22 protein-coding genes are annotated in these 18697 nt (G+C 32.1%); 7 read left to right on the top strand and 15 right to left on the bottom strand.

The features are described from left to right. Window positions 1-65 precede the first annotated feature (65 nt). Window positions 66-569, bottom strand: a complete 504-nt coding sequence (locus tag N5D03_RS13070) for a DUF2314 domain-containing protein (RefSeq protein ID WP_114999247.1) — start codon at window positions 567-569, stop codon at window positions 66-68. Between the two features lie 42 nt (window positions 570-611). Further along, window positions 612-2000, bottom strand: a complete 1389-nt coding sequence (locus N5D03_RS13065) for an HTTM domain-containing protein (protein WP_114999246.1) — start codon at window positions 1998-2000, stop codon at window positions 612-614. A gap of 72 nt (window positions 2001-2072) precedes the next feature. On the opposite strand from N5D03_RS13065, the gene N5D03_RS13060 reads away from it, so the two are divergent. Further along, window positions 2073-2474, top strand: a complete 402-nt coding sequence (locus N5D03_RS13060) for a thiol-disulfide oxidoreductase DCC family protein (RefSeq protein WP_280051899.1) — start codon at window positions 2073-2075, stop codon at window positions 2472-2474. A 3-nt stretch (window positions 2475-2477) separates the two neighbouring features. On the opposite strand, the gene N5D03_RS13055 is transcribed toward N5D03_RS13060, so the two are convergent. From N5D03_RS13055 to hisE, 4 genes are read right to left on the bottom strand one after another with little or no spacing between them, the layout of a single operon-like run. After that, complete coding sequence (locus N5D03_RS13055) at window positions 2478-2894, bottom strand: hypothetical protein (RefSeq protein ID WP_280051898.1); 417 nt, start codon at window positions 2892-2894, stop codon at window positions 2478-2480. A 24-nt stretch (window positions 2895-2918) separates the two neighbouring features. Then, complete coding sequence (locus tag N5D03_RS13050; protein ID WP_280051897.1) at window positions 2919-3590, bottom strand: TPM domain-containing protein; 672 nt, start codon at window positions 3588-3590, stop codon at window positions 2919-2921. A gap of 16 nt (window positions 3591-3606) precedes the next feature. Continuing rightward, on the bottom strand, window positions 3607-4383 hold the full coding sequence (locus N5D03_RS13045) for a M48 family metalloprotease (protein WP_280051896.1): 777 nt from the start codon (window positions 4381-4383) through the stop codon (window positions 3607-3609). An 18-nt stretch (window positions 4384-4401) separates the two neighbouring features. Further along, window positions 4402-4746 (bottom strand): phosphoribosyl-ATP diphosphatase, encoded by a 345-nt coding sequence (hisE, locus tag N5D03_RS13040; protein ID WP_038333824.1) that lies wholly within the window; start codon window positions 4744-4746, stop codon window positions 4402-4404. Window positions 4747-4976: 230 nt separating this feature from the next. Between hisE and gcvP the strand changes: the two genes are divergently transcribed. Together gcvP and aqpZ are read left to right on the top strand one after the other, a co-directional pair. Then, the gene (gene gcvP / locus N5D03_RS13035) at window positions 4977-7832 is read left to right on the top strand and encodes an aminomethyl-transferring glycine dehydrogenase (RefSeq protein ID WP_280051894.1); all 2856 of its coding nucleotides are present in this window, start codon (window positions 4977-4979) and stop codon (window positions 7830-7832) included. A gap of 152 nt (window positions 7833-7984) precedes the next feature. After that, entirely contained in the window at window positions 7985-8695 is a 711-nt protein-coding gene (gene aqpZ, locus N5D03_RS13030) for an aquaporin Z (protein ID WP_280050284.1), read from the top strand. A 29-nt stretch (window positions 8696-8724) separates the two neighbouring features. On the opposite strand, the gene N5D03_RS13025 is transcribed toward aqpZ, so the two are convergent. From N5D03_RS13025 to N5D03_RS12990, 8 genes are all read right to left on the bottom strand, one after another. Beyond that, on the bottom strand, window positions 8725-9297 hold the full coding sequence (locus N5D03_RS13025) for a DUF1572 family protein (RefSeq protein ID WP_280051893.1): 573 nt from the start codon (window positions 9295-9297) through the stop codon (window positions 8725-8727). A gap of 234 nt (window positions 9298-9531) precedes the next feature. After that, on the bottom strand, window positions 9532-10050 hold the full coding sequence (locus tag N5D03_RS13020) for a YetF domain-containing protein (RefSeq protein ID WP_280051891.1): 519 nt from the start codon (window positions 10048-10050) through the stop codon (window positions 9532-9534). Between the two features lie 248 nt (window positions 10051-10298). After that, complete coding sequence (locus N5D03_RS13015; protein ID WP_280037520.1) at window positions 10299-11207, bottom strand: M28 family peptidase; 909 nt, start codon at window positions 11205-11207, stop codon at window positions 10299-10301. 59 nt (window positions 11208-11266) lie between these two features. After that, on the bottom strand, window positions 11267-11731 hold the full coding sequence (locus N5D03_RS13010; protein ID WP_280050277.1) for a hypothetical protein: 465 nt from the start codon (window positions 11729-11731) through the stop codon (window positions 11267-11269). A 1-nt stretch (window position 11732) separates the two neighbouring features. Continuing rightward, entirely contained in the window at window positions 11733-12401 is a 669-nt protein-coding gene (locus N5D03_RS13005) for a sterol desaturase family protein (protein ID WP_280051890.1), read from the bottom strand. Window positions 12402-12534: 133 nt separating this feature from the next. After that, a complete protein-coding gene (locus N5D03_RS13000; RefSeq protein ID WP_219035370.1) occupies window positions 12535-13818 on the bottom strand; it encodes a citrate synthase in 1284 nt (427 codons plus the stop codon). An 80-nt stretch (window positions 13819-13898) separates the two neighbouring features. After that, a complete protein-coding gene (gene eno, locus N5D03_RS12995) occupies window positions 13899-15191 on the bottom strand; it encodes a phosphopyruvate hydratase (RefSeq protein ID WP_280051888.1) in 1293 nt (430 codons plus the stop codon). Between the two features lie 206 nt (window positions 15192-15397). Next, entirely contained in the window at window positions 15398-15847 is a 450-nt protein-coding gene (locus N5D03_RS12990) for a hypothetical protein (protein WP_280051887.1), read from the bottom strand. A 134-nt stretch (window positions 15848-15981) separates the two neighbouring features. On the opposite strand from N5D03_RS12990, the gene greA reads away from it, so the two are divergent. The 4 genes from greA to N5D03_RS12970 are packed head-to-tail and all read left to right on the top strand — an operon-like array spanning window position 15982 to window position 17833. Continuing rightward, window positions 15982-16461: a transcription elongation factor GreA gene (gene greA, locus N5D03_RS12985; protein ID WP_219035369.1), complete on the top strand. Its 480-nt coding sequence runs from the start codon at window positions 15982-15984 to the stop codon at window positions 16459-16461. 22 nt (window positions 16462-16483) lie between these two features. Next, window positions 16484-16876: an HIT domain-containing protein gene (locus tag N5D03_RS12980; RefSeq protein WP_114999218.1), complete on the top strand. Its 393-nt coding sequence runs from the start codon at window positions 16484-16486 to the stop codon at window positions 16874-16876. A 3-nt stretch (window positions 16877-16879) separates the two neighbouring features. Next, the gene (locus tag N5D03_RS12975) at window positions 16880-17449 is read left to right on the top strand and encodes a DUF2892 domain-containing protein (RefSeq protein ID WP_280050267.1); all 570 of its coding nucleotides are present in this window, start codon (window positions 16880-16882) and stop codon (window positions 17447-17449) included. Beyond that, complete coding sequence (locus N5D03_RS12970; RefSeq protein ID WP_280050265.1) at window positions 17450-17833, top strand: hypothetical protein; 384 nt, start codon at window positions 17450-17452, stop codon at window positions 17831-17833. Here N5D03_RS12970 and N5D03_RS12965 read toward each other — a convergent pair. Further along, window positions 17830-18258, bottom strand: a complete 429-nt coding sequence (locus N5D03_RS12965; RefSeq protein WP_280051886.1) for an NUDIX domain-containing protein — start codon at window positions 18256-18258, stop codon at window positions 17830-17832. The genes N5D03_RS12970 and N5D03_RS12965 overlap by 4 nt on opposite strands. Between the last annotated feature and the right edge of the window lie 439 nt (window positions 18259-18697).

Below are 18697 nucleotides of genomic sequence, written 5' to 3'. Positions count from 1 at the left end.
TTTCAAAATTAAAAGGCAATCTAACGAAAGATTGCCTTTTTGATTTTATTATTTTTGAGCAGAAATTAATCCTCAAACTTTACTTTATATTGTTTATCAAACTCTTTTTTCTGCGCATCAGTCATTTTACTACGCATATATTTTATTGTAAATCCACCAATCATTTTATCACCTTTATAATACATCCAATCTGATAATTTAGTTGGATCTATCACAATTGTATCATTGTGTTTAACCAATTTTGTGTATTGTGGAACGTTGTCCACAATTCCTTTTAATTGATCGTTGTCCGAATATACATCACGAATCCAAATATGCTCTTTTTGTGTCGCATTCGGAATATCATACATTTGTTTGACAATAAAATTAGTTGTCGTTGTATCTTTCATCGACAACGCCAATTTGAAATCATCAAACGTTTGTTGCGCTTCCTTCCCAATACTATCCAAATCTTTTTGTTCTTGCTTTTGCTTATCCAAACCTTTGTAAGCACTTACTCCATTATCTTCCTTATTACCACAAGAAAATAATAAAACCGAAAAAGCTATTGCGAATAATGTATATTTCATAATTGTATTTCTTTGATTGTTGTCCTATAAAGTTACATAAATTTATTCAAAATAAGATAAATTCAACTCTTTTGGTGTTGGCTGAATCCATTTTTGATGACCAAAATAACTCCAAGTTGTATAAGCTAAATTGTAATTTGGATTTGTAAATTGATAATAATCGCTACCATTGACAGAAACTTTTGCATCCACAAAAACTTTGACATCTTTCACACCATTTTTCGCATAATCATATTTTACATAACGTGCAAATTGCCACATCATATCTGGGCTAACCGCCATTTTTGACATTTGTTTAAAGGTTAGATATTTAGTCAAATCTACTTTCTCGCGTTTCAAGAATTTACCTTTTTTCTGTGGATCTGGTTTCGAAACATATACCACAACTTCACCCGCTTTATTACGCAACATCATTCGCCAAGCCATGCGATGACCTTCCTCTGTCCAAAAAACATTTCCGGGAATAAAGTAATGGCGAACAGGTAAATATATTTGCCAAACTACGTAGAAAAACATCAAATAAGAGAACATGACACGACGAGTTGTCAATAAATTATCATCATCTGAACGATCCATCATAAATGATTTTTTAGGAAAAACAACTTCCTGAATCTTAACGGGATCATAAAAGAAAATTAACATTGCCAAAGCAAAGAAAGGAAATATTCCAATCCCGAAAACTGCAGAATTGAAAATATGAAAGGCTACAGCACATTTGAAAGCAATTCCACGCGTTCTGTTCATCAACATTGCAGGAATAATCAATAAATCGAAAAAGAATCCTCCCCAAGCAAAAACTTGTGCAAACTCTAAACTACTTACAACTTTTCCTAATCCAATCAAATTATATTTTGTTGTTAATAAATCGCCATATTCGTGGAATTTCATTTGTAGAAAAACACCGTTAAACCAATCTGGATAAATCTTTGCAAAAGCCGCAAAAACATACACAATCAATAACTGGATAATGAATAATGTTGGTACCCAATTGCGCATGGTTAGACGTTTTATTTTCGGAAAAATCAAACTATCAATCGAAAAGAAATGATGCGCAGGAATTATCGTCATCATCCACGAAACTAGCATAAACAGATAATAATGGTTGTTGTAGCTTGTTTTTTGCATGAAATACGTCAACGACCATAAAATAGAAAATACGATAATTGAAAATCGATAAGCAAATCCAAACACGATAAACCAGCCTAAAATTCCCATGAGCACGTACAAATAAATCATATTTTGTCCCAAGAAAACATTTGTCCACTCGAATCCGATGAACGAAAATGTAATGTGCGGTTCAACAAAATTTGTTTGTACCCAACCTGTAAAAATGGCTCCCCAACATTCTGCAACAATTAATAAACCAAAGATTATTCGGAAAATTACAAGTGGAGAATTATCAACTTTTCGGAATAAATATTCGCTAAACATGATTGATTGTTAATTTTGGCTAATTTAAAAATAACCTTTAGAGTTTAGCTACTTTTGTCGTATATTTATTGTATGAAAACGAGGAAAATTATTTTGTTTGATGGAATTTGCAATTTATGCAATCAATCTGTTCAATTTGTGATTGAACATGACGATAAAAATCAATTTCAGTTTGCTTCATTACAATCTGATTTTGGACAAAATTTCTTGAAAGAAAATAATTTGGATGCCTCAAAATTTGATTCTATCGTTTTTATTGAAGATGATAAATTTTATACCAAATCATCTGCTGCGCTAAAAATTGCTAAATATTTGGACGGAATAACTTCGTGGTTGACTATTTTTATGATTGTTCCAAAGCCTTTGCGCGATGTGGTTTATAGTTTTATTGCGAAAAATCGTTATCGTTGGTTTGGAAAACAAGAAAGTTGTTGGTTACCTACTCCTGAATTAAAAGCGAAGTTTTTAGATTAAGTTTTAAACTTCTTGATTCAAATAGTTTTTAATCTTCTTAAAAAGAATTACCCAAAAATAAAAAGTCAATAAAAGGTTTATTACTACAATTATCAAGAGAACAAAGTTTCCATTTAATATTGTTGAATCTATTTCTCCCATTTGAATTAAAAAAAGTGAAAAATAAGCAAACAACAAATAAAATGATAATACTCTATATTTCCTTTTTGAAAGAATGCTAATGAATAAAAATAGTATTGTTATCAATCCTAAACTATAAATTGAAACTTCATCTTCACCTCCAGAAGATTGTAATTGGGAAGTATAATAAAAATCATTTCCTTGCATATAGCCTAATCCATCTGTGTATTTAATAAATAAAAAACAACAAATGACTTGAGCAAGATATAAAACTTCAAGGAATGAAAAATGTACTTTCATTTTATTAACCTCTGTTTAAATTATTTAATCTTCTACAACTATTTTTTCATTAATTTTTACAATAGCTTCATTGATTCCTTTAAAATACTTTTCCTCACTAAAGTTTGGAACAACTACCTCATCAATTAGCTTTTGAGAAAAATCGTCAGAAATTATATTTCGAGCAATATCATTCGTCGAAATTCTAACTTCTCTTGATTTTAAATTAAACACAATTATCATATTTCCCTTTTGAAATCGATCAGAACTATTGTTATTAAGGATTGAAAATGAATAATCTATTATATTTTCATTTGGAAAATAATCATCCGTAGAAATTATAAATAGCTGAAAACGATTGGTCTTTTGAATTTTCTTTAATTGTTTTTCAAGTTTTGCTAACTCTTCTCTATTAAAAACTTTTTCTAAATCAACAACATTTGAAAAAGGAACCAAAGAATAATTTTCAATATAAGGAAATTCAGTACAATTTTTAATCAAACTCTTTTGTAGATTGAACTGAAAGATGTTTACATCTGATATTAAAAAGTCTACTGCATCAGTATTGAAATATTTATTAAAATCAAATAAATTTTTAGCTGGTTTTTTCTTTTTAAATGATTTACAAATTTCTTTGCTGATTTGATCATAATCTTGAGCATGAGAAAATGTAATATTTGTGAATAAAAGAACTAATAGAAGTATATTTCTTATCATTACAACGAATTAAAATCTACTGATTTTTATATTTCTCAATGGCAGCTTTTATTTTTTCGCGACGATTTGATGGTGATGGATGTGTACTTTGGAATTCTGGAACTTGACTTCCACCCGAAGCTTCTTCCAAAATATCCATTACACCAATCAATGCTTCTGGATTATATCCTGCCTGAATCATAAATCGAACGCCCAAATCATCAGACTCCAATTCATCATCACGACCATATTTCATATTCACCATATTTGCCACAACTTGTGCATAATAAGCCGAATTTGCATCTCCAGCGGCAACGCCAGCCGCACCTGCAATTCCTTGCGAAAGCTCTTGTTTCGACATTTGTTCTGCACTATGGCGCGCAATAACGTGACCAACTTCGTGTCCCAAAACTCCAGCCAATTGATCTTCGTTTTGCAAACGAGTCAACAAGGCTTCGGTAATAAAAATTGGTCCACCAGGCAATGCAAAAGCATTTACAGTACGATTATCTGCCAACACATAAAACTGAAATGGATAATTCGTTTTATGCGCATCACTAGTATTGACCACTTTAGCGCCTACTCGTTTTACAAGCTCTTGGTATTGCGCATTACGAGATAGTCCACCAAACTCTTGAGCCATTTGCGGAGCCGAATTAATTCCCATTGCAATTTCGTCATCTTTAGTTAATGAAATATATTGCTTTTCGCCCGTAATTTCATTGACTTCCGAAGAAGAAAAATATTTTATAACAGAAAAAATAACAATTACTACGGCAATTATTAATTTCATCGACGTTCCGCCCTTTTGCATATCAGTGTAAGGTGTTAATTATTTTTTGTACCTTTTCTTTAGAATCTCCAAAACATCTTTCAATTCAAAACCACGCGCATGTAAAGCCATAAGGTAATAAAAGAAAACATCTGCCGATTCTTCCAAAAAGTTTTCGTCGTTATCTTGTTCCGAAGCAATCACCATTTCTACGGCTTCTTCCCCCATTTTTTTAGCGATTTGCGAATTACCTTTTTTATGAACACGTTTCATTTTAGATTTTTTCGCATCCTCTAATTTCGCCTCTTCCATCATTATTTCCAATTTCTTTAAGAATGGAAATTTTTTTTCTTTTTTGACTTCAGAAGTATTTTCATTAAGTTCCATAAAATCGTTTGTTTTCATAGATTTTTTTAAACGTAGAATAAATTTAAGAAATTCTACCGAATTATTTATCTCAATTCTATTGCCAATATTACTATTTTTTGAAAAAAAAGAAAGTTTTTATTCACATTTATTTCTAAAAAAATAAAATTCTAATCTATTCATTCAATTAATTTTTAAGATTGTTATTCACTTTTATTTTAAGATAAAAAAACGTATTTTTACGCGAAAATAAACATAGCGCAAACACAATGAACACAAACGATTTTTCCATTAGACATATTGGAAACAATGCGCAGCAAGCAGCTGAAATGCTTTCTGTAATTGGGAAAGATTCTATTGATTCTTTAATTGAGGCAACAGTTCCTCAGAACATTCGATTGAAAAATGCTTTGGATCTACCAGAAGCTTTATCAGAATTTGAAGCTATTAATCATTTAGCTGAAATCGCTTCAAAAAATAAAAAAGTAAAAAATTATCTTGGATATGGATATTATGGTACAATTTTACCAGCGCCAATTCAACGTAATGTATTAGAAAATGCTGGTTGGTACACAGCTTATACACCATACCAAGCGGAAATTGCGCAAGGACGTTTAGAAGCTTTATTAAATTTCCAAACTGTTATTTCTGATTTAACAGGTTTACCTATCGCAAATGCCTCTTTATTAGACGAAGGTACTGCATGTGGTGAAGCAATGCACATGTTATTTGAATCTCGTTCTCGTGATCAAAAGAAAAACAATGTCAACAAATTTTTTGTAGCAGATAATTTATTCCCTCAATCTGTAGCGGTTTTGGAAACGAAAGCACACGGTTTAGGAATTGAATTAGTTGTTGGAAACTTTGAAACAACTGAAATTACTGAAGAATATTTTGGAGCTATCGTTCAATACATCGGAAAAGGTGGTCAAATCAACAACTACAAAACTTTCGTAGAGAAAGCAAATGAAGTAAATGTTAAAGTGGCTGTTGCAACTGATTTATTAGCGCTAACTTTATTAACACCTCCAGGTGAATGGGGAGCTGAAATTGTTGTAGGTACATCACAACGTTTTGGTGTTCCAATGGGATACGGTGGACCACACGCAGCTTTCATGTCATGTACAGAAGATTACAAACGTGTAATTCCAGGTCGTATCATTGGAGCTTCTCAGGATCGTTTAGGAAACTATGCTTTACGTATGGCTTTACAAACTCGTGAGCAACACATCAAACGTGAGAAGGCAACTTCTAACATTTGTACTGCTCAGGTTTTATTAGCTGTTATGGCATCTTTCTACGCGGTTTACCACGGAAAAGATGGTTTACAATATATCGCTGATCAAATCCATACTAAAGCAGCTGTTTTACACGGAGGTTTAGAGCATTTAGGATTTAAATTAGTGAATACAAATTTCTTCGATACAATTCAAATTGAGGTTGAAAACTCTGACGAAATTGTGAAGATTTTTGCAGAAGAAGAAATTAATGTAAATGGATTCGAGAACGGAAAAATTTCTATCACAATTGATGAGATGACTTCTGAAGAAGATATTTTCGAGATTTTAAGTGTTTTTGCAACAATTAAAAATACAGAAGATGGTTTCGAATTTGAAGTAGATGATTCTTATTTACCTCAAGATTTAATCAGAACTTCTGATTTCTTAACACACGAAAACTTCAATTTATATCATACAGAAACAGAATTAATGCGTTACATCAAACGTTTAGAGCGTAAAGATTTAGCGCTTAATCAATCGATGATTGCATTAGGTTCTTGTACAATGAAATTGAATGCTGCAACAGAATTATTGCATATGTCTTGGGAAAGAATGGGGAATGTACACCCTTTCACTCCAAAAGATCAAGTAGAAGGTTACCAAACATTAATCAAAAACTTAGAAGATTATTTAGCTGTAATTACAGGTTTTGATGCAACTTCTTTACAACCAAATTCTGGTGCACAAGGAGAATATGCAGGTTTAATGGTTATTCGTTCTTACTTTGAGGCAAAAGGAGAAGGACACAGAAATGTAGCGTTGATTCCACAATCTGCTCACGGAACTAACCCTGCTTCTGCTGCAATGGCTGGAATGCAAGTTGTTGTTGTGAAAAACTTAGAATCTGGTGAAACAGATTTAGTTGATTTGAAAGAAAAATGTGAAAAACACAAAGATAACTTAGCTGCATTGATGATTACTTATCCATCAACTTATGGCGCTTTTGATAGCAATATCGAAGAAGTTACTGAAATGATTCACGCATACGGAGGTCAAGTTTATATGGACGGTGCAAACATGAATGCGCAAGTTGGATTAACTTCTCCAGGAAATATTGGTGCAGACGTTTGTCACTTAAACTTACACAAAACATTCGCTATTCCTCACGGAGGTGGAGGACCTGGTGTAGGACCAATTTGTGTAAAAGCACATTTAGCTCCTTTCTTAGGATCTTCTCCAATCATCGAAACTGGAGGAAAAGAAGCGACAAATACATTTGCTGCAGCTCCTTATGGTTCTGCATTTATTTTACCTATTTCTTACTCTTACATTTTAATGTTAGGTGCAGAAGGTTTATTGAAAGCGACACAAGGTGCAATCTTGAATGCTAATTACATGAAAACTCGTTTAGAGAAACATTTTGATATCTTATATACAAATGGAAACAATGTAGTTGCGCACGAATTTATCTTAGATTGTCGTCCATTCAAAAAAGCAGGAATTGAAGTAACTGATATTGCAAAACGTTTGATTGATTACGGATTCCACGCACCAACAGTATCTTTCCCAGTTGCTGGAACATTGATGGTTGAGCCAACAGAATCTGAGAATAAAGCAGAATTAGATCGTTTTTGTGATGCATTAATTTCCATTCGTCAAGAAATCGACGAAGTTGCAAACGGAGATTATCCAGTTGACAACAATGTATTACACAACGCGCCTCACCCAATTCACTTGATTACAGCAGACGAGTGGGAATATCCTTACTCTCGTTCTAAAGCTGCATATCCAGCAGAATGGGTTCGCGAACGTAAATTCTTTGCATCTGTTTCTCGTATTGATGATGCTTACGGAGATCGTAACTTAATCTGTACGTGTGCTCCTATCGAAGCCTATATGGATTAATTATTCTAGAAAGAATATATTTTTAAATACAAATCGCTCTGAGAAATCGGAGCGATTTTTTTTATTGAAATAATTTAAATGTTTAAAATGTTTGTATTTCTTAATTTTTTTTTTAAATTCATTCTAACTAAACTTTTAATATTAAAACATTTATGAAAAATTATGCTGCCGAGTTTTTCGGTACTTTTTGGTTAGTTTTCGGAGGTTGTGGTAGTGCAATCTTTGCAGCTGGTATTCCCGAATTAGGAATTGGTTACGCTGGTGTTGCATTAGCATTTGGTCTTACTGTATTAACAATGGCTTATGCAGTTGGTCATATTTCTGGAGGACATTTCAACCCTGCTGTCTCTTTCGGATTATTTGCTGGAGGACGATTTGATGGAAAACAACTTATTCCTTATATTATTTCACAAGTACTCGGAGCAATTGCTGCAGCTGGTGTATTATACTTAATCTCATCTGGAAACTCAGATTTTGCAATTGACAATACCAAAGCTGGTGCATTCGCTTCCAATGGATATGGAGCCTTTTCTCCACATGGTTATAGCATGTTATCTGCTTTTCTAATTGAATTTGTCTTAACAGCCTTCTTCTTAATTGTTATTTTAGGTGCTACAGATAAATTTGCAAACGGAAAATTTGCTGGAATTGCAATTGGTTTGGCTTTAACATTAATTCATTTAATTTCTATTCCAATCACTAACACATCTGTAAATCCTGCCCGTTCTACATCACAAGCTATTTTTGTAGGCGGCGAACCTTTAACGCAATTATGGTTATTCTGGGTAGCTCCTATTGCAGGTGCAATTGTAGGTGGATTAATTTATAAAATGCTTTTACAAAAAGAAGAAAATTTAGCGTAAAACTTGAAAAGCTCCGAATGGAGCTTTTTTTATTTTTCTTTATCATCTAAAAACTCATCGGTAAAATGCTGTGTTTTCTTATCTACCGAAAATTTCGTTTGATTATAATCTGCTGATTTATTCTTCGGAATCGAAAGTGAGTTCCAATCATTGTCTTTTATTAATTTTCCTATAAAAACAATTTGACCAACATGATAAGGATAATGCGCCAATTGACGATTTATGGCTTCTATTACCGTGTGTCCTTCATTTCGGATATAGATGATTTGTTGTAAATCTTCATCCGTTTTGATTTGTGCTAAAGCATCAAACAAACACTTCCAACCTTTCTCCCATTTATCTAAAAATTGTTGTTTCGTTTTGATTGTATCTTCAAATTCTTCATCACGATTTCGCCACTCTTTTTCACCATCTGTTGTCAAAAAATCAGTCCAACGCGACAACATATTTCCTGAAAGATGATTCACGATAATCGCAATGCTATTAGAGTTTTCATTGTATTGCCAAAACAATTCTTCATCTGATAATTGCGAAAATGTTTTTTCACCCAATTGTTTATAATACTGGAATTGTTTGATAATCCCGTTTACTAAATCATTCATTTATTATTTGTTTTTCTTTGAATACATAATGTTTTAACACTCTTAAAACAACATAAAGAATAATCAGAACAATTCTATATTTATATAATTCTTCTAAAGCTTCGATTGGGAAAAATTTATTAGAAAGAATCAAAAATAATATAATTGCAAAAAGAAAATAACTAATTGGATTGATAAATTTGCTCATAGATTTAGTTTTAATATAAGTATATGTATAATCTAAATTGTTACAAATTAATTAACTCCCTGTAAATTTTTGTGATTATGTTTGCGTTTATAATGTGTTTCCTTAAACTGATTTTTATCTGTTGTGACGATTGAAATATTTCCGTCAATCTCCATCATTGCCAATTTTACATCTTTGATATGCTCCACACCATGTTCGCGCATTGCTTCGTTCAATTCTTCCGAATTAATTCCCAATTTGCTCAACATCGTAAAATCTGCTTTTCCATTACGGATTAAAATTTCGGGTTTTTGTTCAATTAAGTTTCCTAAAAATTTATTTTTTAGCATTATCTTTTTGACAATAAAATTTAAAAGAAACAATACAAAAGCTGCTATCAATCCTCCTTGTAAGCTCGAATCTGAACCAACCATAGCATTTTGAACAGCATTACTAATCAATAAAATCAAAATAACATCTGCCGTATTTAATTGCGATAATTGTTGTTTTCCAAAAATTCTAAGTGCAATTAACATAAAAAAATACACCGAAATACAGCGCAAAACGATTCCTAAATAACCCTCCATACATTTCTTTTAAGTGAATAAAAGGTACTAAAAAATCCGTTCTGAAATTGGAACGGATTTAAAAATTTATTTTGATTTTCGAAGAATATAAATTCTGGAAACTCTTAAAATTAAATAGATAATTGCGAGATAAAACTTTTTCTCATAAAACAATTCAAGACCTTTTATTGGGAAAAATTTTTCTGATAAAAACGCTAACAATAAAATTACAATAACCGCAATACTAACAATATTAATTGCTTTATCCATTAGTTGTTATATTTTGGTTGAATATTTTTCTTCATCATTTCGTATAAAGAATGTCCAATTCCTTGTGTAATTTCTGACAGATTTTCGAAATTAATCACCGAAACTTCATCATTTTTTTGATGATAATGATGTTGATTTTCCATGTTTACAGAAGAAAGCGCATGTGATACCACTTTATGATTTACAAAATTTACATTATCCGAACGATAAAATAATTGTTGTTGTAAATAAGGATCGTTTTCAACTTTAAATGTTTTAGTCGAATTGTTGTTCATCAAATTCATCAAATCCGAACGATCGCTACCCGTCATATACACTTTTCCTTCACCAAAAGCAGAAACAGTTCCAATCATTTCAAGATTCAACATCACTTTCATATTTGGTAAATAAGACTGAAAATCTGTATTTTCTACCAACATTTTAGAACCAATTAATCCAATTTCTTCAGCATCAAAAGCCATAAACATCATGGTTTGTTTAACTTTTTTATTTTTGAAATAATCAGATAAAGCCATTACAGCCGAAGTTCCACTTGCATTATCATCCGCACCATTAAAAACTTTATCATCGCCTTTGTCATCTGTTCCAACATGATCAAAATGCGCACCTACAGCATAAATATCAGACGATTTCCCTTCTTTGATTCCACAAACATTTTGTCCCGTTTTCCCTTTATATTCAAATTCGATTAAATATGAATCACCAACACAAGGTTTTAATTTATTTTGTTTGAATTTTTCAGCAATCAATTCAGCAGCCAATCGATTTTCGGGCGTTCCAAATTTTCGACCTTGCATAGCATCAGAAGCTAATTCTTCGACATATTTCTTTTGATTTTCTTTAGAATATTGCGCGTTTGCTTGATTGAAAGCAAGCAGTCCAATCGCAAGTAAAGTATATTTTTTCATTTTTTGTGTAAACTTAATTTGACGGAAGATACGAAAAATTAACTTTTCTTCTCAAACATCTAATTATAAACACATGGAAAGATATTTTCTTTTACCAATTCTGTTTTTTCATTTACCTTTTTAAAATACCAAGAAGTAGTATGAGGTCCAGTTGAGATTATATTTGATTTGAAATCATTTAAATTAATCCTGAATCCTAACTTCTTAAAAATCGAATCATTTTCTTTATTTAATCTTATGAAAATAAGGTTATTATTAATCATAGTTGCATAATAATTAGTCTTTATTCCATAAAGTTTGTATCTAGAAATACTTGATAATTGTAAATAATCTTTTTTATAATTTAAATACCAAACATAGCCTTTATTAATACAATAATCATTAAGATTTATATTCGTAATTATTTCTTTTAAATTTTCATCATTTAAAACCACTAATTCAGCAGAAAAATTTTCTTTTATTTCTTGAGCAAAAAGCAAATTAGAAAATAACAACAAAAGTATTATAGTTTTGATACTATTCATATTAACTTTTCTTCTCAAACATCAATTCTTTTACTTTTTCTTTGTCTTCTTTTTCATTCTTTAGGTCGAACATCGTTCCAAAAGCTCGATCCCAAAATGTATTTGACACTCCAAAACCTAACTCTTCGTTTTTATAATGATGCAAATGATGATTGCGCCAAAGAGGTTTCATAAACTTGAAAGGCGGCGCAACAGCATGAATCAAATAATGCATAGACGCATACAATAAATAACCAATCATAAAACCAGGAAAGAAAGCAAAGGTGTATTTCCCTAAAATTAAATATTGAATCAAAAAAATAATTGACGCCAAAAGAATACTTGGAACTGGAGGCATAAACAAACGTTGTTTATCGCGTGGATAATGATGATGATTTCCGTGAAAAATGTAAACAATTCGTTTTAGACTTGGTTGTTCGGCTGTCCAATGAAAAAGATAACGATGCGCAAAATATTCGAACAAGGTCCAAAATAACATCGCTCCAAAAAATAGACTGACAACTGTTAAGACTGATAAATCGTAACTAGAAATTCCATAATAAATACAATAGGAAAGTAGAGGAATGTACATTCCCCAAATAACTGCGGGATGACCTTTTGTCAACATTTCGAGGTATTTGTTTTCGAAGATTTGCGCTTGACCTTTATTATGTATTTTCTCAAATTTCATGGTTACAAAATTTAATTTACTTAAAAATAAGGTTTTAACATATTTTAAACAAACAATCTCTAAAAATTAATTGTTAAAAAAAATCCGAAAATCAAACTTTGATTTTCGGATTATATGATAAATAAGAAAATTCTTATCTGTTTTCAATTTCAACATAATCACGTAATGGTGCTCCTGTGTATAATTGACGAGGGCGACCAATTGGTTGATTTGTTTCGCGCATTTCCATCCATTGTGCAATCCATCCTGGTAGACGTCCAACAGCAAACATAACTGTAAACATTTCAGTTGGGATATCTAACGCTTTGTAGATAATTCCTGAATAGAAATCTACGTTTGGATATAAGTTTCTTGATTTGAAATACTCGTCTTCTAAAGCAGCTTGTTCTAATTTTTTCGCAATATCTAAAATAGGATCATTGATTCCTAATTTCTCTAAAACGTTATCCGCAGCTACTTTGATGATTTTCGCACGAGGGTCAAAGTTTTTATAAACACGGTGTCCGAATCCCATTAAACGGAATGGATCGTTTTTATCTTTTGCTTTAGCTAAGTATTTTTCAACATCTCCACCATCATTTTTGATCGCTTCTAACATTTCTAATACTGCTTGGTTAGCACCTCCGTGTAATGGTCCCCATAATGCAGAAATACCTCCAGAGATAGAAGCAAATAAACCTGCATGAGAAGAACCTACTAAACGTACACTTGATGTAGAACAGTTTTGCTCATGATCTGCGTGTAAGATTAATAATTTGTCAATTGCATCAATAATAACTGGATCTAAGTCTAATTCTTGACCTGGTTTTTTGAATAATAATTGATAAAAATTTTCTACATAAGATAATTTATCGTTAGAGTAGTTAACTGGTAATCCTTTAATTTTTCTTTGTGTCCAAGACGCTAATACTGGGAATTTACCTAATAAAGTAACTGCCGCTTTGTACATATCATCTGGAGAAGTAACATCAACAACTTTTGGGTTGAATGCTGATAAAGCAGCTGTTAAAGATGTTAATACTCCCATTGGGTGAGCAGAACTTGGGAATGCATCTAAGATTTTGATTAAATCTTCTGACACATAGTTATACTCATTAATATCAGCGATAAATTTATCTAATTCAGCTTGTGTAGGTAATTCTCCTTTGATTAACAAATACATTACTTCTACGAAAGAAGATTTCTCTGCTAATTGTTCAATAGGATATCCACGGTACATCAACTTACCTTCTTCACCATCTAAAAATGTAATTCTAGATTCGCATGCCCCTGTATTTTTGTAACCTGGATCCATTGTGATTAATCCAGTAGCACTTCTTAACTTGGAAATATCAATAGATTTTTCATCCATTGTACCAGTTGTAACAGGTAGCTCCAACTCATTTCCGTTGTAATTTAATATTACCTTATCTGACATTTTATAGTTTATATTATTTATTGCGTAATTTACACTTTTTTTATTAATTTGAGACTGATAAATATCAGTCTCAAATTATTTTATCGCTTAACTTTAAAAGCCTTAAGCCCTGGAAAAATTGCAGTTTCTCCTAGAATCTCTTCAATACGTAATAATTGGTTGTATTTCGCCATACGATCAGAGCGAGAAGCAGAACCAGTTTTGATTTGTCCTGTGTTCAAAGCAACAGCTAAATCTGCAATTGTAGCATCTTCTGTTTCTCCAGAACGATGAGACATAACTGCTGTATAACGTGCATTTTGCGCCATTTGTACTGCTTTGATCGTTTCTGTTAACGTACCAATTTGATTGAATTTTACTAAGATAGAATTTGCTGTTTCAGCATCAATTGCTTTTTCTAATTTAGTTACATTCGTTACCAATAAATCGTCTCCAACAATTTGAACACGTTTACCGATTTTATCTGTTAAGATTTTCCAACCTTCCCAATCGTTTTCATCCATACCATCTTCAATAGAAATAATTGGATATTTCTCTGTCAATTCTGCTAAATAAGCTGCTTGCTCTGCAGAAGTACGGATAGCTCCTTTCTCTCCTTCGAATTTTGTATAGTCATATTTTCCATCGTGATAGAATTCTGATGATGCACAATCTAATGCAATCATAATTTCTTCACCTGCTTTGTAACCTGCTTTTTCTATTGCAGAAATTACAGTATCTAAAGCATCTTCTGTACCATCAAAAGTTGGTGCAAATCCACCTTCGTCACCTACTGCTGTAGATAAACCACGGTCGTGTAAAATTTTCTTTAATGCATGAAAAACTTCTGTTCCTTTGCGTAAAGCGTCAGAAAAAGATGCTGCCTGAACTGGCATAATCATGAATTCTTGGAACGCAATAGGCGCATCAGAGTGAGAACCTCCATTTACGATATTCATCATTGGAACTGGTAATGTGTTTGCATTAACTCCACCGATGTATCTAAACAATGGTAAACCTAATTCTTCTGCTGCAGCTTTTGCAACCCCCAAAGAAACACCCAAAATTGCATTAGCACCCAATTTAGCTTTGTTTTCAGTTCCGTCTAAATCAATCATTACTTGATCGATTAAATTTTGTTCAAAAACAGAAAAACCAATTAATTCTGGAGCAATCACTTCATTTACATTCTCGATAGCTTTCAAAACTCCTTTACCTAAGTACAAGTCTCCACCATCACGTAATTCTACTGCTTCATACTCTCCTGTAGATGCTCCTGATGGAACAGCTGCACGACCTAAAACACCTGATTCTGTATACACGTCTACTTCTACAGTTGGGTTACCACGAGAATCTAAAATTTGTCTTGCATGGATATGCGAAATAATGCTCATTATTAATATTTTTTAATTGATAAAATTTTGATTTACCAAAAATAATGGATTTGAGTAATCTTTACAACGAAATTATCTTTTTTTAAAAATAATTTAATTCAAAAACAATTCGAAAAATTTATGCATGCATAATAAAGAAGTATAATTTCGATGCCTGCAAAGATTATTATTTTTTGAGTGAATTAAAAAAACTTTAGATAAAAAATTTAATTCGTTATGGTAATCACACCATTTGGACTTGCATATACTTGGTAAGTTCTTGGCGCTCTATTCGCTACTTTTGTAGGTTGTCCTGTCAATAAAATCCATTCAGAATTATCTGCATCACACACAATACTGATGTCATTCTTTACATACAGAGTGGTTTCTGCACCAGGACAAATATGCGGTGCATTACGATCGTAAGCTTTGAAACCAGAAGCTGTACGTACCACAATCAAACCTCTAGAACCTGCTGTTGCTCCATCAACATATACCCATCCTCCTGGATTATTTAGATTAGAATATAATGGTAAATTGATATTGATTGATACATTCACAATTGTATTTGGCACACAACTTACTGTACCATCATCTGAATTGCAGCCTTGAAATAAGCCAGCAAAAACACTAACCAAAATAACCTTATTTAGAATCGTTTTAATAAATTGTTTCATTTTTAATTTGCTGTATTTTTTTTATTATCTTTGTAGTACAATAACTAAATAGTCCTGCGCATAGTATTACATATGTGTAGGATTATTTATTTTATAAGACCTATTTAATAAAAAATTAATTAAACATTGTTGTTATGGCAAATATACAATATGTAACGAAAGAAGGATTAGAAAAGTTGCGTGAAGAGCTTCATCAGTTAGAAACTTTTGAGCGTCCAAAAATTTCGCAACAAATTGCTGATGCGCGTGATAAAGGAGATTTATCTGAAAATGCAGAATACGATGCTGCAAAAGAGGCTCAAGGAATGTTAGAGATGCAAATTGCTAAATTGAAAGAAGTTGTAGCATATGCACGCGTAATTGATGAATCTAAATTAGACCATTCTAAAGTATCAATATTATCAAAAGTTAAAATAAAAAATACAGCGAACGGACAAGAATTAGTGTACACTTTGGTACCTGAATCTGAAGCTGATTTAGCTAAAATGCGTATCTCTGTGAATACTCCAATCGCAAAAGGATTGTTAGGAAAATCACTTGGAGAAGTTGCAGAAATTAAATTACCTAACGGAATGACTTTAAATTTTGAAATTTTAGAAATATCTTTGGACTAAGATTTCAAAAATTAAAAAACATATGGCAAGCATTTTCACTAAAATAATAAACGGAGAAATACCATCATACAAAATTGCCGAAAACGATAAGTACATCGCTATTTTGGACGCTTTTCCTTTGGTAGAAGGTCATGTATTGGTTATCCCGAAAAAAGAAGTCGATAAAATCTTCGATTTAGACAAAGAAACCTATTTAGGTTTAATGGACTTTTCTTACGAAATTGCACAAGCTATAGAAAAAGCAATACCTTGTCTACGCGTTGGCGTAGCTGTTGTTGGTTTAGAGGTACCACATGTACATGTGCATTTGGTTCCTCTAAATACAATGCAAGATATCAATTTCTCAAATCCAAAACTTCAATTATCTGCCGAGAAAATGATCGAAATTGCAGATAATATCAAATCATATTTATAATCGATGAACAAATACATTAAATTAGTAATCGCCGCTGTATTAATCGCTTTAGCAATCTTTTTGTTTACCATTCGCGAATACGGTTGGGGATTTGTTTCGTTATTAGTCGCTGTATTTCCAATTTTATTCTATTTCAGAAACGAAAACATCTTGTTAGCTTTCTGGTTTTTACGTAAAGAGGATATGGCAAAAGCGAAAAAATGGTTACAAAAGATCAAAAATCCATCATCAGAATTAATTCCTAAACAAATGGGATATTACCACTATATGATGGGAATTACTGAAGCGCAGGACAATGTTTCGGTTTCAGAAAAATATATGAAAGAAGCCTTAAACTACGGTTTATCATTTGATCATGACAGAGCAATGGCTAATTTATCTTTGGCTGGAGCTGCAATGTCAAAAGGTAAAAAGAAAGAAGCGGAAGGTTATATTAAAGAAGCGAAGAAAAACGATTCGAAAGGAATGTTTACTGATCAAATCAAAATGATGAACGATCAAATGAAACGTTTCAACGTAAGTAATTCGCAATTACAAAACCCACATATGCGTCACAAAGGACGTAAATTCTAAATGGATATATCAAAATTTACCGAAGAATCATCATCAAACACCAACAAGTGGAAACTGATTGAAGAATTTTTTCAACAAAATTTCACAGACGGTGAAAGACCAGATTTAGATACGATTCTTTTTTTGATCGGTGTTCAAGAATTAGGACAAGGAAAAAAACGATTCAAAAAAGATGATAAACTCAATTTATTACACATTGCAGTTTGTCGCGTGTTAGAACCTTTTGGTTTTTATCGTTTCGAAGGATTAGATCCAGATGGTTGGCCACATTTTGAGTTATTGGAAGATTTACCACCACTTAAAACAAATGAGCAAACCTTGTTAATGAAATACGCCGTTATACAGTATTTTGATGATCAAAAAATAATAAACTTCGAGTCTTAAGATTCGAAGTTTTCTTTTTTATACAAATCAACGACCACTTTATCTGCATCTAGCGTAAATTTCTCTACATTCAATTCTTCTTTGGATAACCACAACAATTCGTTGATATCTGCATCCAAAACTTTCAATTTAGCCAATGCTTTCTCTGTAATTGTCGCTTTATAATAAATCAATAAAACCTGTTCTGTCGGATCAAAAGCATTCAGCACAAAAAAATCTTGTGTATAAAAATGTTCATGAACTTCTACTTTCAAATTCAATTCCTCTTTTATCTCTCTCCTTATACAATCTTTTGTTCCTTCACCAAACTCCAATCCACCGCCAGGAAACTTATAAATTAACTCTCCCTGAAACGGCTCGTGAATCACCAATACCTTTCCCTTGTGTTCCAATAACGCATATACACGTACATTAAATGGTTTCATATCCTGTTTATTTTAAAACCTAAATATATAAAAATTCTTCATTCAAATGCGTATTATTATAGCGTTCCCTTCGGTCGGGCTATCCGTTGCAATCTTTTGTAGAAGAAAATTGGAAGTGATTACAGGAAAATCCAATTTCTACAAAAGGATTTCCACTACTATCCCTAACGCGGGTTGTAAGTTGTAAGTTTTGAGTGATAAGTTATAATTTATAAGACATAAGATTTAAGACTTACAGGAATAGAAGTAGAAGTTAAAATATCCACTTGAGGGAAATAGGGGCTTTTCGATTTATGAGTTGTAAGTTATAAAGGAAGCTTCCTTTTTATTAAGAAGAAGCTTCTTGTTGGATGAAAGCAAGCTTCTTTTTTTATAAAACATAGTCTGGAGATGCGTAAAGCTTACAGCGTTCAGCCTAAAGCGCGACGTATAACCACAA

Source organism: Empedobacter sp. GD03861, from assembly GCF_029840885.1.
Classification (GTDB): Bacteria; Bacteroidota; Bacteroidia; order Flavobacteriales; family Weeksellaceae; genus Empedobacter; species Empedobacter falsenii_B.
This window is presented reverse-complemented; position numbering and strand designations above follow the sequence as displayed.

Bases quoted from the DNA above. Each gene is read 5' to 3' on its own strand.
- hisE (WP_038333824.1), bottom strand. From the start codon at position 4,746: ATGAAAACAAACGATTTTATGGAACTTAATGAAAATACTTCTGAAGTC.
- greA (WP_219035369.1), top strand. From the start codon at position 15,982: ATGGCAAATATACAATATGTAACGAAAGAAGGATTAGAAAAGTTGCGT.
- gcvP (WP_280051894.1), top strand. From the start codon at position 4,977: ATGAACACAAACGATTTTTCCATTAGACATATTGGAAACAATGCGCAG.
- N5D03_RS12975 (WP_280050267.1), top strand. From the start codon at position 16,880: ATGAACAAATACATTAAATTAGTAATCGCCGCTGTATTAATCGCTTTA.
- N5D03_RS13010 (WP_280050277.1), bottom strand. From the start codon at position 11,731: ATGAATAGTATCAAAACTATAATACTTTTGTTGTTATTTTCTAATTTG.
- N5D03_RS13070 (WP_114999247.1), bottom strand. From the start codon at position 569: ATGAAATATACATTATTCGCAATAGCTTTTTCGGTTTTATTATTTTCT.
- N5D03_RS12980 (WP_114999218.1), top strand. From the start codon at position 16,484: ATGGCAAGCATTTTCACTAAAATAATAAACGGAGAAATACCATCATAC.
- N5D03_RS12965 (WP_280051886.1), bottom strand. From the start codon at position 18,258: ATGAAACCATTTAATGTACGTGTATATGCGTTATTGGAACACAAGGGA.
- N5D03_RS13005 (WP_280051890.1), bottom strand. From the start codon at position 12,401: ATGAAATTTGAGAAAATACATAATAAAGGTCAAGCGCAAATCTTCGAA.
- N5D03_RS13020 (WP_280051891.1), bottom strand. From the start codon at position 10,050: ATGGAGGGTTATTTAGGAATCGTTTTGCGCTGTATTTCGGTGTATTTT.
- aqpZ (WP_280050284.1), top strand. From the start codon at position 7,985: ATGAAAAATTATGCTGCCGAGTTTTTCGGTACTTTTTGGTTAGTTTTC.
- N5D03_RS13015 (WP_280037520.1), bottom strand. From the start codon at position 11,207: ATGAAAAAATATACTTTACTTGCGATTGGACTGCTTGCTTTCAATCAA.
- N5D03_RS13055 (WP_280051898.1), bottom strand. From the start codon at position 2,894: ATGAAAGTACATTTTTCATTCCTTGAAGTTTTATATCTTGCTCAAGTC.
- eno (WP_280051888.1), bottom strand. From the start codon at position 15,191: ATGAGCATTATTTCGCATATCCATGCAAGACAAATTTTAGATTCTCGT.
- N5D03_RS13050 (WP_280051897.1), bottom strand. From the start codon at position 3,590: ATGATAAGAAATATACTTCTATTAGTTCTTTTATTCACAAATATTACA.
- N5D03_RS12970 (WP_280050265.1), top strand. From the start codon at position 17,450: ATGGATATATCAAAATTTACCGAAGAATCATCATCAAACACCAACAAG.
- N5D03_RS13045 (WP_280051896.1), bottom strand. From the start codon at position 4,383: ATGCAAAAGGGCGGAACGTCGATGAAATTAATAATTGCCGTAGTAATT.
- N5D03_RS13025 (WP_280051893.1), bottom strand. From the start codon at position 9,297: ATGAATGATTTAGTAAACGGGATTATCAAACAATTCCAGTATTATAAA.
- N5D03_RS13065 (WP_114999246.1), bottom strand. From the start codon at position 2,000: ATGTTTAGCGAATATTTATTCCGAAAAGTTGATAATTCTCCACTTGTA.
- N5D03_RS13060 (WP_280051899.1), top strand. From the start codon at position 2,073: ATGAAAACGAGGAAAATTATTTTGTTTGATGGAATTTGCAATTTATGC.
- N5D03_RS13000 (WP_219035370.1), bottom strand. From the start codon at position 13,818: ATGTCAGATAAGGTAATATTAAATTACAACGGAAATGAGTTGGAGCTA.
- N5D03_RS12990 (WP_280051887.1), bottom strand. From the start codon at position 15,847: ATGAAACAATTTATTAAAACGATTCTAAATAAGGTTATTTTGGTTAGT.